This is a genomic window from Corynebacterium suranareeae (genome assembly GCF_002355155.1).
Taxonomy (GTDB): Bacteria; Actinomycetota; Actinomycetes; order Mycobacteriales; family Mycobacteriaceae; genus Corynebacterium; species Corynebacterium suranareeae.
In genome coordinates this window covers 608,480-628,231 of the sequence record NZ_AP017369.1, presented here as the reverse complement: position 1 = coordinate 628,231, position 19,752 = coordinate 608,480, and the positions used below count along the sequence as shown (strand labels likewise).

At 53.3% G+C, this 19,752-nt stretch carries 18 protein-coding genes; 4 read left to right on the top strand and 14 right to left on the bottom strand.

What is annotated here, in order from left to right; all coding sequences use genetic code 11:
- Nucleotides 1–16 precede the first annotated feature (16 nt).
- The 12 genes from N24_RS02985 to N24_RS02930 all read right to left on the bottom strand — a co-directional run bounded on the left by N24_RS02985 (nt 17) and on the right by N24_RS02930 (nt 13,273).
- On the bottom strand, nt 17–823 hold the full coding sequence (locus tag N24_RS02985) for a cytochrome c biogenesis CcdA family protein (RefSeq protein WP_096454210.1): 807 nt from the start codon (nt 821–823) through the stop codon (nt 17–19).
- Entirely contained in the window at nt 824–1,447 is a 624-nt protein-coding gene (locus N24_RS02980; RefSeq protein ID WP_096454208.1) for a TlpA family protein disulfide reductase, read from the bottom strand. It abuts the gene before it with no gap.
- 6 nt (nt 1,448–1,453) lie between these two features.
- Nucleotides 1,454–2,062: a histidine phosphatase family protein gene (locus tag N24_RS02975; RefSeq protein WP_096454206.1), complete on the bottom strand. Its 609-nt coding sequence runs from the start codon at nt 2,060–2,062 to the stop codon at nt 1,454–1,456.
- Nucleotides 2,059–3,372, bottom strand: a complete 1,314-nt coding sequence (hemL, locus tag N24_RS02970) for a glutamate-1-semialdehyde 2,1-aminomutase (RefSeq protein ID WP_167382010.1) — start codon at nt 3,370–3,372, stop codon at nt 2,059–2,061. Before hemL ends, N24_RS02975 begins: the two co-directional genes overlap by 4 nt.
- Nucleotides 3,373–3,470: 98 nt before the next feature.
- On the bottom strand, nt 3,471–4,853 hold the full coding sequence (locus tag N24_RS02965; protein WP_096454202.1) for a protoporphyrinogen oxidase: 1,383 nt from the start codon (nt 4,851–4,853) through the stop codon (nt 3,471–3,473).
- A 15-nt stretch (nt 4,854–4,868) separates the two neighbouring features.
- Complete coding sequence (gene hemE, locus N24_RS02960) at nt 4,869–5,945, bottom strand: uroporphyrinogen decarboxylase (RefSeq protein ID WP_167382009.1); 1,077 nt, start codon at nt 5,943–5,945, stop codon at nt 4,869–4,871.
- Between the two features lie 122 nt (nt 5,946–6,067).
- Nucleotides 6,068–8,704, bottom strand: a complete 2,637-nt coding sequence (locus tag N24_RS02955) for a heavy metal translocating P-type ATPase (RefSeq protein WP_096454198.1) — start codon at nt 8,702–8,704, stop codon at nt 6,068–6,070.
- A gap of 72 nt (nt 8,705–8,776) precedes the next feature.
- Entirely contained in the window at nt 8,777–9,289 is a 513-nt protein-coding gene (locus N24_RS02950; protein WP_096454196.1) for a hypothetical protein, read from the bottom strand.
- A 35-nt stretch (nt 9,290–9,324) separates the two neighbouring features.
- The gene (locus N24_RS02945) at nt 9,325–9,909 is read right to left on the bottom strand and encodes a hypothetical protein (protein ID WP_096454194.1); all 585 of its coding nucleotides are present in this window, start codon (nt 9,907–9,909) and stop codon (nt 9,325–9,327) included.
- A 30-nt stretch (nt 9,910–9,939) separates the two neighbouring features.
- A complete protein-coding gene (hemB, locus tag N24_RS02940) occupies nt 9,940–10,959 on the bottom strand; it encodes a porphobilinogen synthase (RefSeq protein WP_096454192.1) in 1,020 nt (339 codons plus the stop codon).
- A gap of 78 nt (nt 10,960–11,037) precedes the next feature.
- Nucleotides 11,038–11,463, bottom strand: coding sequence for a DUF3806 domain-containing protein (locus tag N24_RS02935; protein ID WP_167382008.1), 426 nt, complete (start codon nt 11,461–11,463; stop codon nt 11,038–11,040).
- A 25-nt stretch (nt 11,464–11,488) separates the two neighbouring features.
- Nucleotides 11,489–13,273 (bottom strand): bifunctional uroporphyrinogen-III C-methyltransferase/uroporphyrinogen-III synthase, encoded by a 1,785-nt coding sequence (locus tag N24_RS02930; protein WP_096454188.1) that lies wholly within the window; start codon nt 13,271–13,273, stop codon nt 11,489–11,491.
- A gap of 697 nt (nt 13,274–13,970) precedes the next feature.
- Here N24_RS02930 and N24_RS02925 point away from each other — a divergent pair.
- From N24_RS02925 to N24_RS02910, 4 genes are all read left to right on the top strand, one after another.
- Nucleotides 13,971–15,047 carry an ABC transporter substrate-binding protein gene (locus tag N24_RS02925; protein ID WP_096454186.1) on the top strand — a complete coding sequence of 359 codons (1,077 nt, stop codon included), beginning with the start codon at nt 13,971–13,973 and terminating at the stop codon, nt 15,045–15,047.
- 7 nt (nt 15,048–15,054) lie between these two features.
- Nucleotides 15,055–16,662: an ABC transporter permease gene (locus tag N24_RS02920; RefSeq protein WP_167382007.1), complete on the top strand. Its 1,608-nt coding sequence runs from the start codon at nt 15,055–15,057 to the stop codon at nt 16,660–16,662.
- Nucleotides 16,663–17,703 carry an ABC transporter ATP-binding protein gene (locus tag N24_RS02915; protein ID WP_096454184.1) on the top strand — a complete coding sequence of 347 codons (1,041 nt, stop codon included), beginning with the start codon at nt 16,663–16,665 and terminating at the stop codon, nt 17,701–17,703.
- A 426-nt stretch (nt 17,704–18,129) separates the two neighbouring features.
- Nucleotides 18,130–18,405: a ribosomal protein bL12 gene (locus N24_RS02910; RefSeq protein WP_096454182.1), complete on the top strand. Its 276-nt coding sequence runs from the start codon at nt 18,130–18,132 to the stop codon at nt 18,403–18,405.
- A gap of 4 nt (nt 18,406–18,409) precedes the next feature.
- Here the strand turns inward: N24_RS02910 and N24_RS02905 are convergent, their stop codons facing one another.
- Nucleotides 18,410–19,261 (bottom strand): quinate/shikimate dehydrogenase (NAD+), encoded by an 852-nt coding sequence (locus N24_RS02905; protein WP_096454180.1) that lies wholly within the window; start codon nt 19,259–19,261, stop codon nt 18,410–18,412.
- A 20-nt stretch (nt 19,262–19,281) separates the two neighbouring features.
- The gene (aroQ, locus tag N24_RS02900; protein WP_096454178.1) at nt 19,282–19,713 is read right to left on the bottom strand and encodes a type II 3-dehydroquinate dehydratase; all 432 of its coding nucleotides are present in this window, start codon (nt 19,711–19,713) and stop codon (nt 19,282–19,284) included.
- Nucleotides 19,714–19,752: the final 39 nt, after the last annotated feature.

Genomic DNA, 19,752 nt, shown 5'->3' with positions numbered 1-19,752 from the left:
TCCTACTATGTCTTGTTTAAAGCAGTGTTGCGCCGTATTCAACGGTCCATTGGCGCACCCAGTTGATAAAAATTGCCCATGAGCCAGAGAGCAACGCTACTCCGACCAAGATCAAAAGCACACCGCCGATGATCTGCAAAGTACGCGAGTGTTTGCGCAGCCAGTTCACACCGGTGAGCGCCTTGCTAGAACCTAAGGCGATCAGCAGGAACGGCAAGCCCAACCCAAGGCAGTAGCCCACGATCAAGATCACGCCACGGGCAGCAGTCATGCCTTCGGTACCTGCAGAAATGGAGATAATGGCAGCCAAGGTGGGCCCCAGGCACGGTGTCCATCCCAGTGCGAACACGCCACCTAGAAGCGGTGCACCCAACCAGGTGGTCCATCGTTTTGGTGCCATGCGGGTATCTTTTTGCAGCCCTGGGATAAAGCCCATGAACACGATGCCCATGATGATGGTGACCACACCACCAATACGCATGAGAGTATCGGCGTTAAGTGTGAGCACGCTGATTGCACCAAAGACACTGACGGTGGCCAAGACGAACACCACGGTAAATCCCAGGATGAACATCAAGGCTGCGCCACCGACTGCGAAACGTTTAGTTTTCACTTTGGTGCCCTGCGCACTGTATTCCACTTCCCCACCGACAACACCGGCGAGGTAAGAGATATATCCCGGTACCAACGGCACCACACAAGGGCTGGCAAATGACACTAATCCGGCTAGAGCTGCAGCCAGGATGCCCAGTAATAGTGGCCCGGAAGCTGCGACATCAGCAAATTGCTGGCCGATGCTTTGGGCAACCACAATCTCAGACATTTAGGCCTCATCTACCAATGGCAATGCAACATCCAAGATGTCTTGGGAGGTGACTTCGCGGAGGAACACTGCTGCTGGGCGGTGTTGTTTATCCAGCACGATGGTGGTTGGAATAACCGAGGCTGGCACACCGCCGAGCTGTGCTGCGGTCATAAAAGGTGGATCGTAAATGCTGGGGTAGTCAAGGCCGTTGTCATTGACAAAGTCTTGGGCAATCTCACGTGAATAATCACGAACATTGATACCCAGCACGGTGCCACCTGGGGTGTCGCCATTACCTGCTGCTTGGAGTTCTTCGTGGATGATTTGTAGATCATCAGACTCCGAACGGCACGGTGCGCACCACTGACCCCAGGCGTTGAGTACTACCACTTGGTTTTCAAAATCAGAAAGATTAATTTCCGTGCCCTCATCCATGAGGGAATCCCCACCGATATCGGGGAGTTGTTGACGATCTGCCTCGTCGTAGAAGATTTCCATCTTTCCATCGGGGGAATGGAATTGGAAAGTTCCACCGACAGCAACAGCATCAGTACCGGCGGTATTGTCGCTGCTGCAGGCTACTAGCGCTAATCCGCTGAGCGTTACGCAGCCGATTGTTGCTGCTAGTTTGGTCAAACGCACGGTTGATCAAATCTCCTGAGCTGGTTCGTTGTAGTGGACTTGGGCAATCTGATCATCTTGGAACACCAAAGAAGTCACCGAAGCGAGATCGCATTGCCTGGTTGCTGGGTTGTGGGACAAGCTTTGTCCGCGAGCATGGCGCTGTACACACACAATCGGTAATTGGTGAGTCACCAGGATTGCTTCATGCCCTTTCGCTGCCACCCGAGCACGTTCCACAGCCGCCATCATTCTTTCTAGAATGTCGGTGTAGTGCTCACCCCAGCTAGGCAGCGTGGGGTTTATCATCAGTGGCCAACGCACAGGGTTCCACAGTTGGGAACGCCATCCTTTGGTGCGCAGACCCTCAAAGCGGTTGCCGGCTTCTAGAAGATCATCATCAGTAATTAGCTCAAGGCCAGTTACTTTGACAAAAGGTTCAGAAGTTTCCTGGACCCGCTGCAAAGGAGATGCAGCCAAGTAGGTGACATCGTGGCCTTCAAATGATGCTGCGGTGCGAGCTGCTTGGCTGCGTCCTCTGGATGAAAGGTGGTAGCCAGGCATGCGCCCGTACAGGATTTTTTCTGGGTTATACACCTCGCCGTGGCGGACGAGGTGAACGATGGTTTGTGTCATGATGCCTTCGCTTCTGCTGCTGCGCGTGCTGCAGGTTTAAGTGCTTGCTCGATCTTGGAGAAATCATCGTCGCTTAACGCTGAAGATACAAACCAGGTCTCAAACACACTCGGTGGAGCGTAGACACCGTTGTCTAGAAGTGTGTGGAAAAACGGAGCAAAACGGAAGGTATCGGCTGCCTTCATATCAGTGAAGTTATGGCCTTCGCCTTCTGCGAAACGGATAGACAGCATATTTGAGGCACGCTGAATGTGGTGGGCTACGCCTTCTTTACTTAATGCATCAGAAATCAACCCGTGGAGACGATCCGCGTTGGCGTTGATCGTTGAGTAGAGGGATTCGTCGGCAAGCTTTAACGACGCCCGACCAGCTGCAACCGCAACCGGGTTGCCGGACAGTGTGCCTGCTTGGTAGACGGGGCCCTGAGGGGCCAGCATATTCATGATCTCTGCCTTGCCGCCGAATGCTGCGGCAGGCAGGCCTCCGGAAACAACTTTGCCGAAAGTGACCAGGTCAGCGGCAACTTTATCCACGCCGAACCAGCCGCGGTAGGAGGTGCGGAAACCGGTCATGACCTCATCGAGGATCAACAGCGCGCCGTCTGCGTGGGCGATCGCCAGCAGTTTGTCATTGAAGTTATCTTGTGGGGCAACAGTGCCCATGTTTCCGCCAGCGGCTTCCGCGATGATGCAGGCGATTTGTCCTGGGTACTCGGCAAAAGCATTGCGCACGGCCTCAATATCGTTGTAGGGAACAACGATAGTATCTGCCGTCTGAGCACCAGTAATGCCAGGGGAATCAGGCAACGCGAAAGTGGCCACACCAGAACCGGCTGACGCTAACAACGCATCGACGTGTCCGTGGTAGCAGCCTTCAAACTTCAAAATTTTCGAACGCTGGGTGTACCCGCGCGCCAGACGGACTGCAGACATCGTGGCCTCAGTGCCGGAGTTAACCAGGCGGACTTCCTCCACAGACGTACGCTTGACAATCTCTTCAGCTAATTCCACTTCACCGATGGTGGGCGCGCCGAACGACAGGCCATCAACCACAGCTTTTTGAACAGCCTCGACAACCTCTGGGTGTGCATGCCCCATGAGCATCGGCCCCCAAGAACAGACCAGGTCAACGTAACTATTGCCGTCCACATCGATCAGTGTGGAGCCGTGGGCTTTGTCAATGAATCGAGTTTGTCCACCGACTGAACCGAAAGCGCGAACCGGAGAATTAACACCACCAGGTGTCAACTTCAAAGCCTTTTCAAACCACTTAGCGGATTGAGCCGTATTGGACGATGTCATGTGCGTCATTGTATTAATTCAATCTGTGAAGCCAATCCAGCCCGTTGACAGTCGAACTTTACAAACTCTCAACGGCGATTGGGGTGGTCAATAAACTTATTTGGTGGCTACTTGATGAGCCTATGCACTGCTGCCTGGGCATCTGCAATAACTGCCGGAACGCCCACTCCCCCAGCCCAAGCGCCGATCGCTTCAATTCCAGGCACGTGTGCGATCTCTGCACGAGCGGCCGCGACGGTAGCAATGTGATCAACTCCATACGCTGGGAGCCCGCCAAACCAACGCTGCACAAAAATTTCACTCAATCCTGCAGCTCGACCATCGAATCCGGTGATGGTGAGGAGATCGTCGAGGGCGGCGTCGACAAGCAAATCCTCGTCCATGCGTGCCGACGCCTCATCGCCTAGCCTGCCGAACGACGCGCGGACCAGCGCGCCCCCGCGACTTTCGAGGTGAGGCCACTTCTTCGACGAAAACGTGAAGGCCTTTGCCGTAATGCCTGGCTCATTAACAGCAACCAGCACGCCCGAGTTATCAGGCAGGCCGTCGCTGGAATCAAAACGCATGCCGACGATCGCTGAAGACGCCAACTTAATTGCGCGCAAATGTGGCGCTGCATCCGGTGCGACATCACGCAGCAACACCGCTGCAGTTGGAGCCGGAACAGCCAAGATCACCTTGTCATAAGTGCCTTCGCCGCCGCCCTTAATGGTGAAGCCTTCGGCGTTTTTCGTGATGGCGGAAACGAAACTATCTAGGTGGATATCAGCACCGCACTGCTCTGCCAAGGCCTCATACAATTCCGCGTAGCCGCCCTTGAAGGTTTGGAAAACGGGGCGGGTTTCGGAGGTTCCGGAGGTTTCGGAGGTACCTTTCGTGGCTTCGCGTTGGGCTTGCACCGTCTTAACCGCAGCGGACAGAGTTACTTGCTCACCAGCCTCAGCCAACTGATCAAGCGCTGCAGCAAGGGCGGGTACGGAGGCACGCACACCCAAATCATCAGCCGTGGAGGAATACACCCCGCCAAGCAGCGAAGAGACAACAGTATCCACAATCTCATCGCCGTATTGGCGGCGTACCAACTCCCCTACGGAAATATCTTGGCCGGGGGTCCAGTCGAAGGGGTGGTCTGTGTCTGCTGGGGCTTCTGGGGCTTCTGTTGGGGCCTCGGCTGGGATGCCCATGACGCCGCCTGCTGGGAACTCGTGCAGCTTGCCACCCGCGTAATACTGGGACTTTGCCTCCGACGGGCTGACCAAAGAATCAGCCAAGCCCAGTTCAGTGAAAAACTCCACGGCATCACTGCGTGCAGCTAAGAATGCCTCGGCACCAATATCTGTTGGGCCTGAGGCAAACGGCACAGTAAAAAGTTTGCCGCCAATGCGCTCGCCTGCCTCCAACACATCGATTACGGCAGATGGGTCAGCTTTGTGGATCTCATAAGCAGCAGTTAGCCCCGCAAGGCCTGCACCGATGATGGCAAAACGCATGAAACTCCTCTTAATTTAAGAATGAATAATGGCGACGGCTTCAGTAATATCCTCCGCCACCGTATTAGGCAGCACACCATGACCAAGGTTAAAGATATGCCCTGTTGCATGACCTGCATCAATTGCGGTTTGAGCTTCCGCCTTGATGCGCTCAATTTCCTTAGTCAAAGGTGCACGACCTGCAAACAACAACGCAGGATCGAGGTTACCTTGCAATACCTTCGGACCCGACACCGCAGCAATGCGCTGTGCTGCCTTATCCAGCGGCACTCGCCAATCCACACCCATGACCTCTGAGCCAGCTTTACTCATCGCGCCCAAGATCTCGCCGGTTCCGACACCGAAATGAATGCGTGGTAATTGATACTGTGCGATCTCGTTCAAAATTGCAGTGGAATATGGCAAGACGAATTCGGTGTAATCACGCTCGGTGAGGAAACCTGCCCAGGAATCAAAAAGCTGCATCGCATCAATACCGGCATCGATCTGTGACTTCAAAGAGTTCACAATGGTTGGCACCAAACGCGCCATCAATGCATGCCAGGTTTCTGGATCACCATGCATCATGGCTTTAGTTTTCTCGTGGTTTTTAGAAGGACCGCCCTCAACCAAATAACTAGCCAACGTAAACGGTGCACCAGCAAAACCAATCAAGGCTTGGGAATCAGAAAGTTCTTCCAAGATAATGCCAATGCCCTGCTCGACCTCAGGGATGCCGCCTTCCAGGATGGGCAAATTGGCTACATCTTCACGGCTGCGAACTGGTGCTTCCAAAACAGGTCCACGACCCGCCACGATTTCCACACCAACACCTGCGGCACGCAAGGGCACCACAATGTCAGAGAACAAAATCGCAGCATCAACATCGTGACGGCGCACCGGCTGCAAAGTGATCTCAGCTAACAGCTCTGGCATGAAACAGGAATCCAACATGCTGATTCCCTCGCGGACTTTTTTGTATTCAGGCAAAGATCTACCTGCTTGGCGCATAAACCACACCGGGGTACGAGTCGGAGTTTTGCCAAGTGTGGCATCAAGAATAGGCGCGTTGATAAGCGTGCGACGCGCTGCTGGAACAGTAAGTGCGGACATGAGCTCAATCTTGCCCCATTCACCCCAATTTAGGAAAAGAAGCCACACCTAAATACGGAGCTGGAATCAATAAAAGGGATGATACTTGGTTGGGGCTTGGTTGGGGCTTGGTTGGGGCTTGGCTAAAATCGTCGCGCCCTGCCCGAGCGCCATTCAATCAGCAGTGACGATGCCAGCATGGCTACTGTCGCTGCCATGGGATGCAGTAGACCCGATACGGCAAAAACCATGGCTATACCGTTATAAATCCAGGCCAGGGCAATGTTTCCATTGACTAATTTGGCGTATCGGCGTGCTAATTTAAACAGCGTTGGCACGCTCATAACTTCTTCCCGCATGACCACCACATCAGCTGCAGGGTCATCGGAATCATCACGCAGTTCAGAGGGACGATCCACACCCATCAGTACGCCGACGTCCGCGACTTTCAAAGAATCCAAGACAGAGCCATCACCAATCATGGCAACGGTGGATCCGCGGGTGTGTACTGCGCGGACGACCTGGGGCTTTTTACCCGGCGCGATGCCGGCCAAGACGTGGGTAATACCTAAGCTGTCCGCATATCGACGCGCCACTGGATATGTATCTCGTGACAGCATCATGGTTTCAATACCTTGTTCTTCAATGGCAACAATCGCATCGGAGGCATCTGCACGAACGTGATCATTTAAGGTAATCACGCCACGGTCTTTGCCTTTCCATCTCACGATCAACGGCGCACCGCCTGAGGTTGCTGCTGCCACCAATCGGGGGCTTAAATGTTCGCGGACTTCTGTCATTGATCTAGGGCGCCACAGCATTGCTTCCACCGAGCGCATAACTTTCTCCCCTGAGGGTTTGAAAATTGGAAGCTCGATGGTGGCAAGGAAGGCACCTTCTTCGGTGATTTCCACGTTGCCTACTTCAATCCAGTGTGGGACGTCTTCACCACCGGCACCCGTATCGCGTGCTTCACGGGAGGCTTTGACCAGTGCTTTAGAAATCGCATGGTGGGATTCCATGGCTAGGGCACCAGCGACACGCAGTACTAGTTCTGGGTCTTCGCCCTTGTCCGCAGTGACGGTTTCCACTGTCATTTCCCCATCGGTAAGGGTTCCTAGGCGGTTAAACACTGCGGTATCTACGTCATCTAGCACTCGGAAAATTTCACCAGAGCGCACCAAAATTCCGTGCCTAGCGGCAGCTTCAATGGAGTTCCTCGTTGCCAGGGGAGCTGAAAGTGCTAGCGCTACCGGCGCCACGCACGCTAGAACAGCCAAGGTGGTGGTAAATGCTGCGTTGATATTCCCAGAGATCAACGCCCACAGGCAAAAGTCCACCACGGCCAATGTGAATGTGATGGGCACTAGGTTTCCAGCAGAACGGATAGCGGCTCTGTTGTGCCGGTTTTCTCGCAAGGTGGCTTCTTTAACCCAACGGTGCAACGCGGCAATGCGGGTGCGGTGACCGGTTCTTATTACACGGACTTTAATTTCAGATTCAATATTGAAACTACCGGCATAGACTTTGTCATTTACTTTTACATCACGCTGGTCTTGGCCCATGATGATGCTGGCTGCGATCCTTGTACCACCGCCGATCACTGTGCCATCAACCGGGATGGTGGTACTGGCTGGCACTTTGACATCGTCATTAACGCGGACTTCTTGGACAGGAATGTTAAGCTCCTGCACAACGCGCTTTAATCGGTGTTTACGCACCACAGTTACTATGCGCTGCGGATCAATCTGCAGGCGCCCCAACTCTGCAAGCAGGCTTGATTCGCTGCGCCTTCGTGTAAGCAACCTACCGGCAAGCAACAGCACGGTGATTCCGCAGGCCACATCAAAGTAGATCTCGTTTTTGGTTAAGGTGCCGTGATCAAAAGCAAACCAGGCAGGATGGGAGCGCCACTCCTTATGGCCTGGGGTTTCAAACAGCAACATAGCAATTGACCACAAATATGCGCTGACAATCGCCACCGAGCTTGTAGCATCAAGCGCGGAAATACCTCGACGAATACCTCCTGCTGCGGCACGGTGAAATGGCCAAGCACCCCACACCACTACCGGTATCGATAACACCGCCGACAACCACTGCCAATAATCAAACTGCCACGTTGGGTTGAGTGACAACGTCACCACAATCAGTGCAAAAGGCAACGACACCCACAACCGCATCGGGGTGATTAGTGCTCGTGCGGTAAACAGCACATCTCCGCTTAACGGATCTTCTGGTTGGGAAGGCATATGACGTTTGCGGTTAAACCAACCGCTTTCCCGGGCACGCACTGCATGCATCATTTCTTCACGGTTATGCCTACGCACCCTGGGTGAGGTCCTTTTCGACGCCATCCGGGAACGATAACGATCAATGCGCGCTTCCCTATTTACCTCTGCGCTTAATTGTTGGTGCCTGCGCAGCAGGGAGGAATTGGAAAGATGAGCTTTGATGCCAAACTGTGCGAAGACATCAACCAAGGTGTCGGGATGAACGCGATCTGTTGCTGTAATCCACGCAGTTTGTGAAGGGTAAATCAGATCAGCAGAAACACCTGGAATATGTTCCAAAGCTTTTTCCACAGCCATTAGCGATGGTGCGTTGCTGAGACCTTCTAGTTCAAAAGCAAGTGAGATTTTAATCCCTGAATCAAAATCTTCCTCTTCTTCTGAAGTCTCGGGTCGGTTCAACCCGACGCCCGCTTTTAACGCCGCTGTTTTGGCATCGGTAATAGCGGTGTCTACTGCTTTATCCACCGAGGAAGAATCCGGTGTACTCACGTTAAACCTTCTTGGGTTGAAAGAGTCTCTTTTAATGTCCCCACAGTATAAGGCTCACAGCGGCTAAAAATGCTACGACTTACGGCCCATCACGCGCGCCATGTGGTTGCGTTCAATGTGCGCATTAATCGATGGTCGGAACATCAACAGTGCTTCCAGGGCCAACAAAACTGCGATAACGGCCAACGCAAAACCGCCAGCACGGGTGGCAAAGGATAATAGATCAGTTAGCACCACTAATAGAACGATTCCCAGCAGAATGCGGCGTGGGTTCTTACCACCCCGAGGTAGCTGCGAGGTTAAAGCCGCGATCACGATACCGGCAAAAGCGTTGATGCCACCGATGAATTTCTGGTTGTTAACCACAACATCTTTGTAGCTTTCTTCTACATCTTCCGGCCCGGTATAGCCTGCGGTGTACATCACCAAGCCACTAAAGATCATGAAGGCTGCTGTGGCAAATAGCATCCAGAACACCACTTTCAACACGGTGGGAATAGTGTGTTCATCCGCCTGGGGTTCATTAAGTGGGCGGCGGTTGATGTCATCTCCGCCGGTTGCGGGTGATGGAAACATGCTGGGCATTGAGGTGAAATCTCCGTCGTTTGTAGAAAAGTTATTTAACGCTTTGCATCATCAGGGGCGTACTCGCTGAGCATTTTCACCGGCTGCTCCGTGCGGGAAAGTGCATAGGCCACACCAGCGCTAACGCCAACAAGAATTTGTACACAGCCATCAATTGCAAATAGTGCCATTGGAACGTCTGTCCCACCAGGCGAGGAGAAAAACAGCATGAGCACTCTTAAGATGAAGAAAATGCTGAAGATCGTGAGCAGCAAGAATGCTGTGGGAAGACGTTTAGAGCGGTTTTTCACCATGACGATCATCCAGGACAAAATGGCAACCACGATGAGGTTGAAAAATCCCATGACCAAGATGGCCACCACGACTGTGGCATTAACTATCGAGTCGGAAAGTCCTTGGGATTCTGCTTGTTCTTTGGCTACCGCCCGCAAGGAAGTTGGATCTAGAAAGCTCATCACCACATTAAGGATTTGGTGTACTAGCTCCAAACCGATCATGAGGGCCCACATTTGCAGAAGCAGCTTGACGGTGTCTTCCTTTTTATTTGCGTTACCTCCTTGTGAAGACGCAGAAGGTGCGGGGGAAGATTTCTTAGGAGAAAGATTGGGGAGCATGCTCATGGGAGTCCTACTATTGTCAGATTGTTCTTTTTACGCGTTGCGTAACGCGCGGGCGGCGTCGACAGCAAAATACGTCAGGATTTGGTCAGCACCAGCGCGTTTGATGGAGGTTAGCGATTCCATCATCACAGCATCTAAATCGACCCAGCCGTTTCGGCCAGCTGCCTGAATCATCGCGTACTCACCTGAAACTTGGTAGGCAGCAACTGGCACTGGTGAGGTATCGGCGATGCGGGTTAATACATCGAGGTATGGCAATGCAGGTTTAACCATGATGAAGTCCGCGCCTTCTGCAATATCCAGCTCTGCCTCGAGTAGAGATTCCCGCAGGTTGGCTGGGTCTTGCTGGTAAGTGCGTCGATCGCCCTGAAGTGATGAGCCCACGGCTTCGCGGAAAGGCCCGAAAAAGGCTGAGGCATATTTTGCCGAGTACGCCATAATGGCGACATCTTGGAAGCCTTCCTCATCTAGTGCAGCACGGATGGCAGCGATTTGGCCGTCCATCATGCCAGAAGGGCTCACGATATGTGCACCGGCGCGAGCCTGGGCAACAGCCATCTGTTGATATAAAGGCAGCGTTGCATCATTATCCACAACAGCATTTCCGCGGCGATCTTTCGTAACTACGCCGCAGTGCCCATGATCAGTGAACTCATCAAGGCAGGTATCAGCCATAATCAGCAGGTCATCGCCGAATTCCTTGCGTAGCAAAGCAAGGGCACGGTTCAATACACCTGTTTCAGACCATGCTTGGGAACCATTGAAATCCTTATCAGCATCTACTGGAACACCAAAAAGGTCGATGCAACGCACACCTGCATCTAACGCCTCATGGGCAGCCCGCAGCAACGAATCTTGCGTGTGCTGATATACACCCGGCATCGAAGAAATCTCACGTGCTTCGGTGATTCCGTCTGCAAAAAACATGGGCAGAATAAGATCCGCTGGGCGCAGTGCGGTTTCTGCGACTAATTCCCGCATGGCAGGGTTGCTGCGTAAACGGCGTGGCCGGCGGATCAGGGCATGGGAGTATTCAGAAGAAGTGCTCATGGTTATAGCCTTTGCTCGATGATATTTTGTAGTCCTTGTTCAATCATAGAGCCCACGGTGGACACGACCACTTCCGCTTTATTTCCCTTGCAGTTGGGCAAGTGACGTAGCCATAAATTGATTGCAGAAAAACTCTAATTGGCCGGGCTCATATTCAGGTGAAAAGCGCTTGCCCACCACAATAATCGGGCAGGAATACACATGGTTTCCGTTGGGTGCTGTGGCTAAAATCGCCAGGTCTGTGCCGTAATCATCGGTGATAATCACCCAGTCCATGCCCATTTTTTCCCGCAGGTACTCGCCGACCACGATGCCCCACATTTGTTGAATATCAGTGACATCAATATTGGGGTCTTCTGCAGCTGCTTGTTTGTATTGCTCCACCATGGTCTCAAAATCTTCATAAAGTTTGGGTGGCTCAAAATGAAAACCAGCCTCCTGTGCTGTGCGCAGGAGGCTGTCTTTCCATGCTGTTGTTTCGGCGTCTAGCTGCTGGATGTCCATGGACAACACCCTAGTGAAAAACCTTTTAAGACGCTTTTCGACGCCTGCGTTTCTTCCTCGGCGGCGGCAGCTCGCCTTTAGCGCGCAGATCCGCCACATGTTCCGCCAACGCATCGATCAGTTCAGGTACTTCGGCTATCTCTGGCATCACATCAACGCGAAGTCCCAGTTCTTCAGCAGTTGCTGCCGTCATGGGTCCAATGCATGCGACGATGGTGCGCTGGTGTGGTTTACCGGCAATGCCCACCAAGTTCTTCACGGTTGATGATGAGGTGAAAGCTACTGCATCAAAACCGCCCGTTTTGATCATGTCGCGGATATCGGCACTTGGAGGTGCTGCACGAACAGTGCGGTATGCCACCACATCTTCAACTTCCCAACCAAGGTTGGTGAGGCCATCAACAAGCACGTCGGTGGCGATATCTGCGCGCGGCAAGAGGACTCGTCCAACGGGGTCGAGTTCTTCGAAATATTCGGGGAAGACGTCGACAAGCCCTTGTGCATTTTGCCTGGTTCGTGCAGGCAGAAGCTCCGGCGTGATGCCGAGCGCGCGGATCTCAGCGGCCGTTTTTTCGCCGACTGCGGCGATGCGCACGCCAGCAAAGGAACGGGAATCGAGCCCGAATTCGGTGATTTTCTCCCACACTGCTTTGACAGCGTTCACGCTGGTGAGCACGACCCACTGGTAGCGCCCCTCCACGATGCCTTTGATGGCGCGTTCCATTTGCGCCGGGTTGCGTGGCGGTTCAACGGAGATCGTGGGTACTTCCTGCGGGATCGCGCCGTGGCTACTTAGGCGCTCGGACATGGATGCTGCCTGCTCTTTTGCGCGAGGCACAAGCACACGCCAGCCGTACAGCGCGCGGTTTTCCCACCAGGAATACTTGGAGCGATCGTCAACGCCCTTACCCAAGGTGACCACCAACGGTCCATTAAGTTCTGCATCAAGCTTGTGCAGCAAACCAAGAGTGGTGTCATAGGTGCGCTGCAGACGCGTGGTGCCATTGGCTGTGACAGATACTGGAGTATCAGCAGGCATGTTTCGCGCCTTAAGCTCCTCAGCAATGCGGGAAAGATCCTGCATGCGAGCCTGCAGCACCAATGGCTGAGGTGCACTTGCTAGCTGATCCCAATCCAAATCCTGGCCATTGACATCGGTTTCGGTGTACGTCGAACCCAATGCGATGCCCGCAAAAGCAGGAACCGTAGCTGGCAAGGACATACCTGGCACAACCTGGAACTCCATACCTGCTTCAGACACCGCAGAGATCTCCGCCAAGGTGGTATCGCTGCTTAAAGGGTTACCGGTAACAAGACGAATAACATCGCCGCCGTGTGCGAGAGCTTCCTGGACAAGTTCCACGATTTGGGCGGGAGTTGCATCAGCAACCTCAGTAATTTCTGCAGCCGTTGGTGGTGCTGGGCGTGCAGGCTTACGACGAGCACCGTTTTCTTTAGCCTCAATGCAGATGCGCTCATACTCATCTTCCGCAGCCTGAAGCTTATCCTCCGGCACAGGAATTTCAGTTGCCACAAAAGCACGAACGCCTTCTAAAACCTGCTCATCAGTAATCGTACGAACCGTATTGCCCAAGACTTCACGGGCACGCACAGTAAGAAGATCAGGGTTACCGGGCCCGGCCCCAACAAAAATGACTTTACCCGGAAGTAACTCTTCCGTTTGTCCCTCAGTTGATGAAACAGAACGTAAGTTTCCGTGCGTGAGTGATTCAACCCCGATGGTTTCGGAAACCTGGTTGGTCTCGATCCCGGTAGTTTCAGCCGTCTCTGGCTTATGGGCGATAGTCATCAATATCTTTTCTAGTACTTGTCTCGAAAACGACCAACGTGCTCCATCAAAAACCATGAAAAAAGCCGAATCAGAGTCGATCCGGAATTATCCACGTCGTTTCAAATGCAGCACACTGACCGCTGTCGGATGAGGACATAACTGGTCGGCGCACAATATTCACACCTTTAATATTGGAAGGTTGTTCAAACCAGGCGCGCTTTTGGGAAAGCTTCCGGAAAAAACTGTGGTGGCATAAAACCGACCACCCTCTCAACAGGTGTTTACCGTGTGGTATATACACGATAATTGAGGCACACCCTTTTTGAAAAACCGCTTGTGTTCCCGCTTTTACCAAACAGCATTTTTCACCTAGTAATTAGGTCCCCTTTTATTGACCTGAGCAATCCTCTTCGTGCACCATATGGGCGGTTCGGCAAGATTCAATGATGCCACTTTTTCACGTTCCACAAGTGGCACAAAAAGTAATTTTTCCTACCCACATATCTCACCCCTTAATTGGGCAATTCTCTCACGGCTCATTGATCAGTTTTCCTCGACTGTGGAGTCCTGTGGAGTTCTGCCCAACTTGCCGCCCAGCACGGTGCCCCCACGGTGCCCCGAAACCAAGACCTATTTCATAAGTCCTGCGAAATGTCGTTCCACGTGTAAAAATGAAGTTTCTTACCTCTGACTTCCTAGAAGGGCTTGATCGTTCATGTCTTTAAAGCAGACTTTAAAGCGCACTGCCACCACTGTTTTAGCTCTCGGCGCTTCTGCAGCTTTACTCGTGGCTTGTTCTGAACCCTCAGCAGACACCTCAGCAGATGCGACTGGGAATGCTTCGGCGGATTCAACTGGGGATGCAACAGGGGATGCAATCACCATCACGGCGTACACCTCTGAGCCGGAGGAAAAAGTCGATGAGATCAATCGGGCCTTCATGATGGCAAACCCGGATATCAAGGTCGAGGTGTACCGGGCAGGTACTGGTGATCTAACTGCTCGTATTGAGGCCGAAAAGGCTTCTGGTTCTGTGGAAGCTGATGTGCTGTGGGCTGCTGATGCCGCAACGTTTGAGTCTTATGCAGCACAAGGTGATCTTGCAGAACTCAGTGATGTGGATACTTCAAGCGTCATCGACGAGGCATTGGATGCGGAGAACTTTTATGTAGGTACGCGCATTATTCCTACCGTGATTGCATATAACACGGAAGCTATCGATCAGGCGGAGCTGCCGACCTCGTGGGCTGATCTGACTGATCCTAAATATGCCGGCCAGTTGGTCATGCCGGATCCTGCAGTGTCTGGCGCTGCTGCGTTTAATGCTTCTGTGTGGAAGAACGATCCTGCGTTGGGTGAAGATTGGATCACAGCACTAGGTGAAAACCAACCCATGATCGCTCAATCCAATGGCCCTGCTTCCCAGGAAATTGCCGGCGGCGGACACCCAGTGGGCATTGTGGTGGATTATTTGGTGCGAGATCTGGCAGCTGCGGGCTCCCCGATCGACACCATCTACGCCTCTGAAGGTTCTCCTTATATCACTGAGCCTGCAGGCGTGTTTGCTGATTCAGATAAGAAGGAAGCAGCACAGCGCTACATCAACTTCCTCCTGTCTGCCGAGGGCCAGGAAATCGCTATTGAGCAGGCTTATCTACCAGTTCGAGAAGATGTTGGAACTCCAGAAGGCACCCCTGAATTGGCAGATATTGAGTTAATGACCCCTGATCTTGAGGTTGTTACCGCTGATAAGGCGGCTGCTGTTGAGTTCTTCCAAAATGCAATGAACTAGTTTTCTCATGCAGTTAACTCAGCCAGCTTTATCATTGATGCGCCTTGGAGTGTGGCTGATTGTCGCGGGTGTGTTTATCACCCCGTTGGCATTAGTGGTGGGCTTGGCATTAGGTGGTAATCAACTTCCCACGCTTTTAGATTCCGGCTTGGGCCAAGCTTTGTGGAATTCCACCTACACCACATTTCTTTCTGCGTTGGGTGCCACCGTCGTTGGCACTTTAATGGCCCTTACTTTGGATCGCACGAATGTTTTTGGCCGCACTGCTCTGCGGTTGTTTCTGCTGTCTCCGCTGCTGATTCCACCTTTTATTGGGGCAATTGCATGGCTGCAGTTATTTGGAAGAAATCAAGGAATCAACCGTTTCTTTGGCACGGACGTGTGGGATATTTACGGCGCTGATGGCGTGACATTTTTGTTGATCGTGCATTCCTACCCCACGGTGTACATCATTGTCTCTGCAGCATTAAGGCAACTTCCGGGAGATTTGGAACAAGCAGCCCGGATCTCTGGGGCACACACTTTCACCGTGTTACGCACCATTACTGTGCCGCTGCTCAAACCAGCGTTGTTATCAGCCTTTACCCTCACTGCAGTGGCCAATTTGGCCGATTTCGGTATTCCTGCGTTGCTTGGGTCCCCGGCACGTTTTGAAACCCTAGCCACCATGATTTATCGATTCATGGAATCAGGCACGGTCAGTAACCCTTTGCAGGTGGTCTCCACCATTGGCATCGTGTTGTTGTTTTTAGGCATCGCGGCTGTCACGGCAGACTATGTGGTGTCTTTGTATGCCTCTTCAAAACTGCAGGATGCTGGGCAATCGTATCGCTTTGAACTTAAACAATCCCGCATTCCAGTCAGCGCGCTCACCTGGATCATCGCGCTTGTGATCACCGCTGCCCCGCTGTTAGGACTCGCTTACCGGGCACTCCTCCCCGCCCCCGGCGTGCCTTTTACTCTAAACACCATCACGCTGAACAACTTTGCAGCCGCATTGAACAATCCTCGAGTCATTGAAGGTTTCAGCAACTCACTCATGCTCTCTCTCGGCGCAGCCCTTATCTGCGGCGTGCTGGGCTGGCTAATTGGCGTGTTGATCACCAGAACCACCCACTTTGCCAACGTACCTTTAACCCTTCTGGTGCTTCTCCCCACTGCATTGCCTGGAATGATCATCGGCGTGGGGTGGCTCATTTTGGGCAGGTACACCGATCTCTACAACACACCCTGGGTGATTTTGGGTGCTTATGTATGTGCATTTACCGCCCTTGTTGTCCAAGCAGTGCGCGGCCCCCTCAGTCAAGCCCCAGAAGCAATCGAGGAAGCAGCACGAATCAGTGGTGCAGGCAGGCTCAAATCAATCATGGACACCACCGCAGCAATGGCCATACCCGCAGCTTTCGCAGGCGCAGTGCTCGTCGCTGTCACTGCAGTCCGCGAATTAACCGTGTCCATCTTGCTGATCGCGCCGGGTACCACCACTTTGGGTGTGCAGGTGTTTAATCTGCAGCAGGCGGGCAATTACAACCAGGCGTCAGCGTTGTCGTTGATGTTTGCGATTCTAGGTATCGTCGCGCTCACGCTGACGGTACGCAGCCAGAAGGAGTTTTAAGTGTCTTCGATTAATTTGCGTGATCTCAGCGTGCGTTTTCGCGACGGATCTTTTGGGCTGCGAGACATTAATTTAGAGATCAATCCGGAGGAGTTTGTGGTGCTCATCGGCCCATCAGGGTCTGGTAAAACCACGATGTTGCGCACTCTAGCTGGGTTTGTGCAGCCAAGTAGCGGAAATGTGTATATTGGTGGCCAAAACATGACTCATGTGCCACCTGAACGCCGCGGGATGGGGATGGTTTTCCAGCAGCATGCAGTGTGGCCACATATGTCGGTGGCTAAGAATGTGGGATATCCGCTGGCACGAAAGGGAGAGAAGGGGGCGTCGATAAGCAAGCGCGTTGAACGCACGCTTGCCCTAGTTGGGCTTGAGGGGTTCGGCAGGCGCAAACCTGCCAGCCTTTCCGGCGGGCAAAGGCAGCGTGTGGCGCTTGCGCGCGCGATTATCGCGGACCCTACAGTGCTGCTTCTCGACGAGGCCCTCTCCGCCCTCGACGAGCCTTTGCGCGATGCTTTACGACGCGAACTTGTCAGTTTGACCCGGCGCGAAGGCCTCACCACAGTGCATGTGACTCACGATCGCGCTGAAGCCATCTCCATCGCAGACCGAATCGTTATGCTTGGCGACGGCAGAATCCATCAGGTAGCCACCCCCGCCGAGCTGCTTTCTGCTCCCGCAACCGCCGATGTTGCCCGATTCATCGCAGACGCAACCGTCCTCAGCGGCACGATCAAAGGCGGAAAAGTGGTGTGCGCGGAGCTGGATTTATCGTGGGATCTAAGCGCGGTGCAAGCGATCGATGAGGTGGCGGAAGGTGACGGCGTTGATATTGCGATCCCGCCACAATCGTTGAGCATCGGTGGTAGCTCGGTGCACGCAGAAATCACGTCGGTGCTCTTCCAGGTGACGTCCTATTCTGTCACTGCAACGACTCAAAGTGGGCACAATTTCCGACTATCCATTTCCGGCCAGGTGCCAAAAATTGGGGAAACAATCCAGCTGATGGTGCGTAATCCGTTGGTGTACCGAGCGTTTTAGGGGTCCGGGGCCGGAGGTGGGGAAACTCGTTTGCAGCCCGTTTAAGGGGTCGAGCTTTTCGAATGAGTATTTGTATGGGCAAGCCTCCAAAACCCTCTTAAAAGCGCTCCTGGGGAGGTATGATCTTTGCAGTTCAAGACCAATTTTCAAGCCCGACCAAACCAGGCGACCCAAAATTCTCAAAAACCTGAAAGTTGGGTCTCCTGGTTTGGTATTTAGCGCGACAACCAAACCAGGCGACCCAAAAAGCACGTAAAACCGATTTTTGGGTCTCCTGGTTTGGTTTTCCAGTGGTCGGCCATCCGACGGCATTGAATCACCACGACCATAAGCAGAGCACAACTCCCAAGCGTCACATCCGCCTCACTAGCCACATTTTTAACGCGACCCAGGCCGCAAGCTCTAACCGGCACTATTGTGGGGGCCATGTTTGGCAGAAAAGACGTAAACTTAAGTGCCCTGGAAGCCCGCGTTGCTGCCCTTGAACGCAGACTAGCTGAGCAAGATCAGATCATTGCTCAGCTAGGGGGTGATTCTTCGACTCCACTTTCGCTGCAAAGACCACAATCAGGGTTGCATCCTGAAGTTGTGGCGCTCCTGCAGCAGGGTAAGAAGATCGCGGCGATCAAACGTCACCGTGAACTTACCGGGGCAGGGTTGAAGGAAGCGAAGGAAACGGTCGAAGCGTCGAAATATTACTAGTTCCTTAGAGGGACAGGAATGTCTCTCGCATGCGCTCTACGTTTGGCTCAAGGCCGGTGAAGAGCCGGAAGGCGTCGACAGCCTGGTGGATTGCCATGCGGGTGCCGTCCAAGGTTTCGCAGCCCAGGGCGCGTGCGGCCTTGAGAAGTTCGGTTTCGATAGGCATATACACGACATCGCCAACCCAGTGGTCCTTGGTTAGGCAACTAACGTCAAAGGCGGTGCCTGGGTGAGCTGTCATTCCCATCGGGGTTGCGTTAACAACACCGTCGGCTGCGGCGATGACGTCTTCGATTCCGCGGGCATCTACACCTACGACTGCTTCGCGGCCGACAGCGTCGTTGATAACGTCAGCAAGTGCTTGTGCTCGGGAAGTATCCAAGTCAGCGACCTGTAGTTTTTGCACACCGTGGGTGACCAGGGCATATGCTACCGCGTTGCCCACTCCGCCTGCACCAACCTGCACAACAGAATCCAACTTTGCGTTGGAAAGTCCTTCTTCCATGCCACGGCCAAAACCAGAAACATCGGTGTTGTGACCAGTGGTACGGCCTTCGGCATCAATGACCACAGTGTTGACTGCGCCCAATTGAGTTGCCTGCTCAGAGACTTCATCAAGCAGTGGGAGCACTGCTTGTTTGTACGGGTGGGTGATGTTGAGGCCGTTGAAGCCAAGAGAGATGGCGGCGTCGAGAAGCGTCTTTAAATCACGCCCGGAAGCGCGCACCCCGAGCGTATCGATGCGCCTGTACACCGTCGCACGCCCCTGCGCGAGACCCTCCGCCTCGTGCATTGCGGGGGTGCGGGAGAGATCGAGGCCCTCTCCGATCAGGCCAAGAAGAATAGTGTTGTGCATATTTTAAGACTTTCTAGTTTTTAAAGATTTGCCAGGATATCCACCGCATAGCGGTAGCCCTGGATGCCTGCGCCAGCGATCACGGAAACCGCAGCTAGGGAAATGAAGGAATGATGGCGGAACTCTTCACGCGCATGCGGATTGGAAATGTGCACCTCAACGGTAGGAAGCTCAGAAGCCTTCACCGCATCGAGCAATGCCACCGAGGTGTGAGTCAGCCCCGCAGGGTTGAGCACACAACCAATGTGGGTGCCGCGGGCTTTGTGCAGCGCATCAATGAGCTCACCTTCGTGGTTGCTTTGCAGCGCCTCCACCTCAAGTCCGTGCTTTGCGGCTTCTGCAGTAACAAGCGCGACGACGTCTTCCAACGTGTCGTGTCCATAAATTTCAGGCTCGCGCTTGCCCAACATGTTGAGGTTGGGGCCGTTGAGAAGGAGAATTTTTCCAGACATCTTAAGGTTCCTTTAAGTGTTGCGTGGGTTGGATTCGGG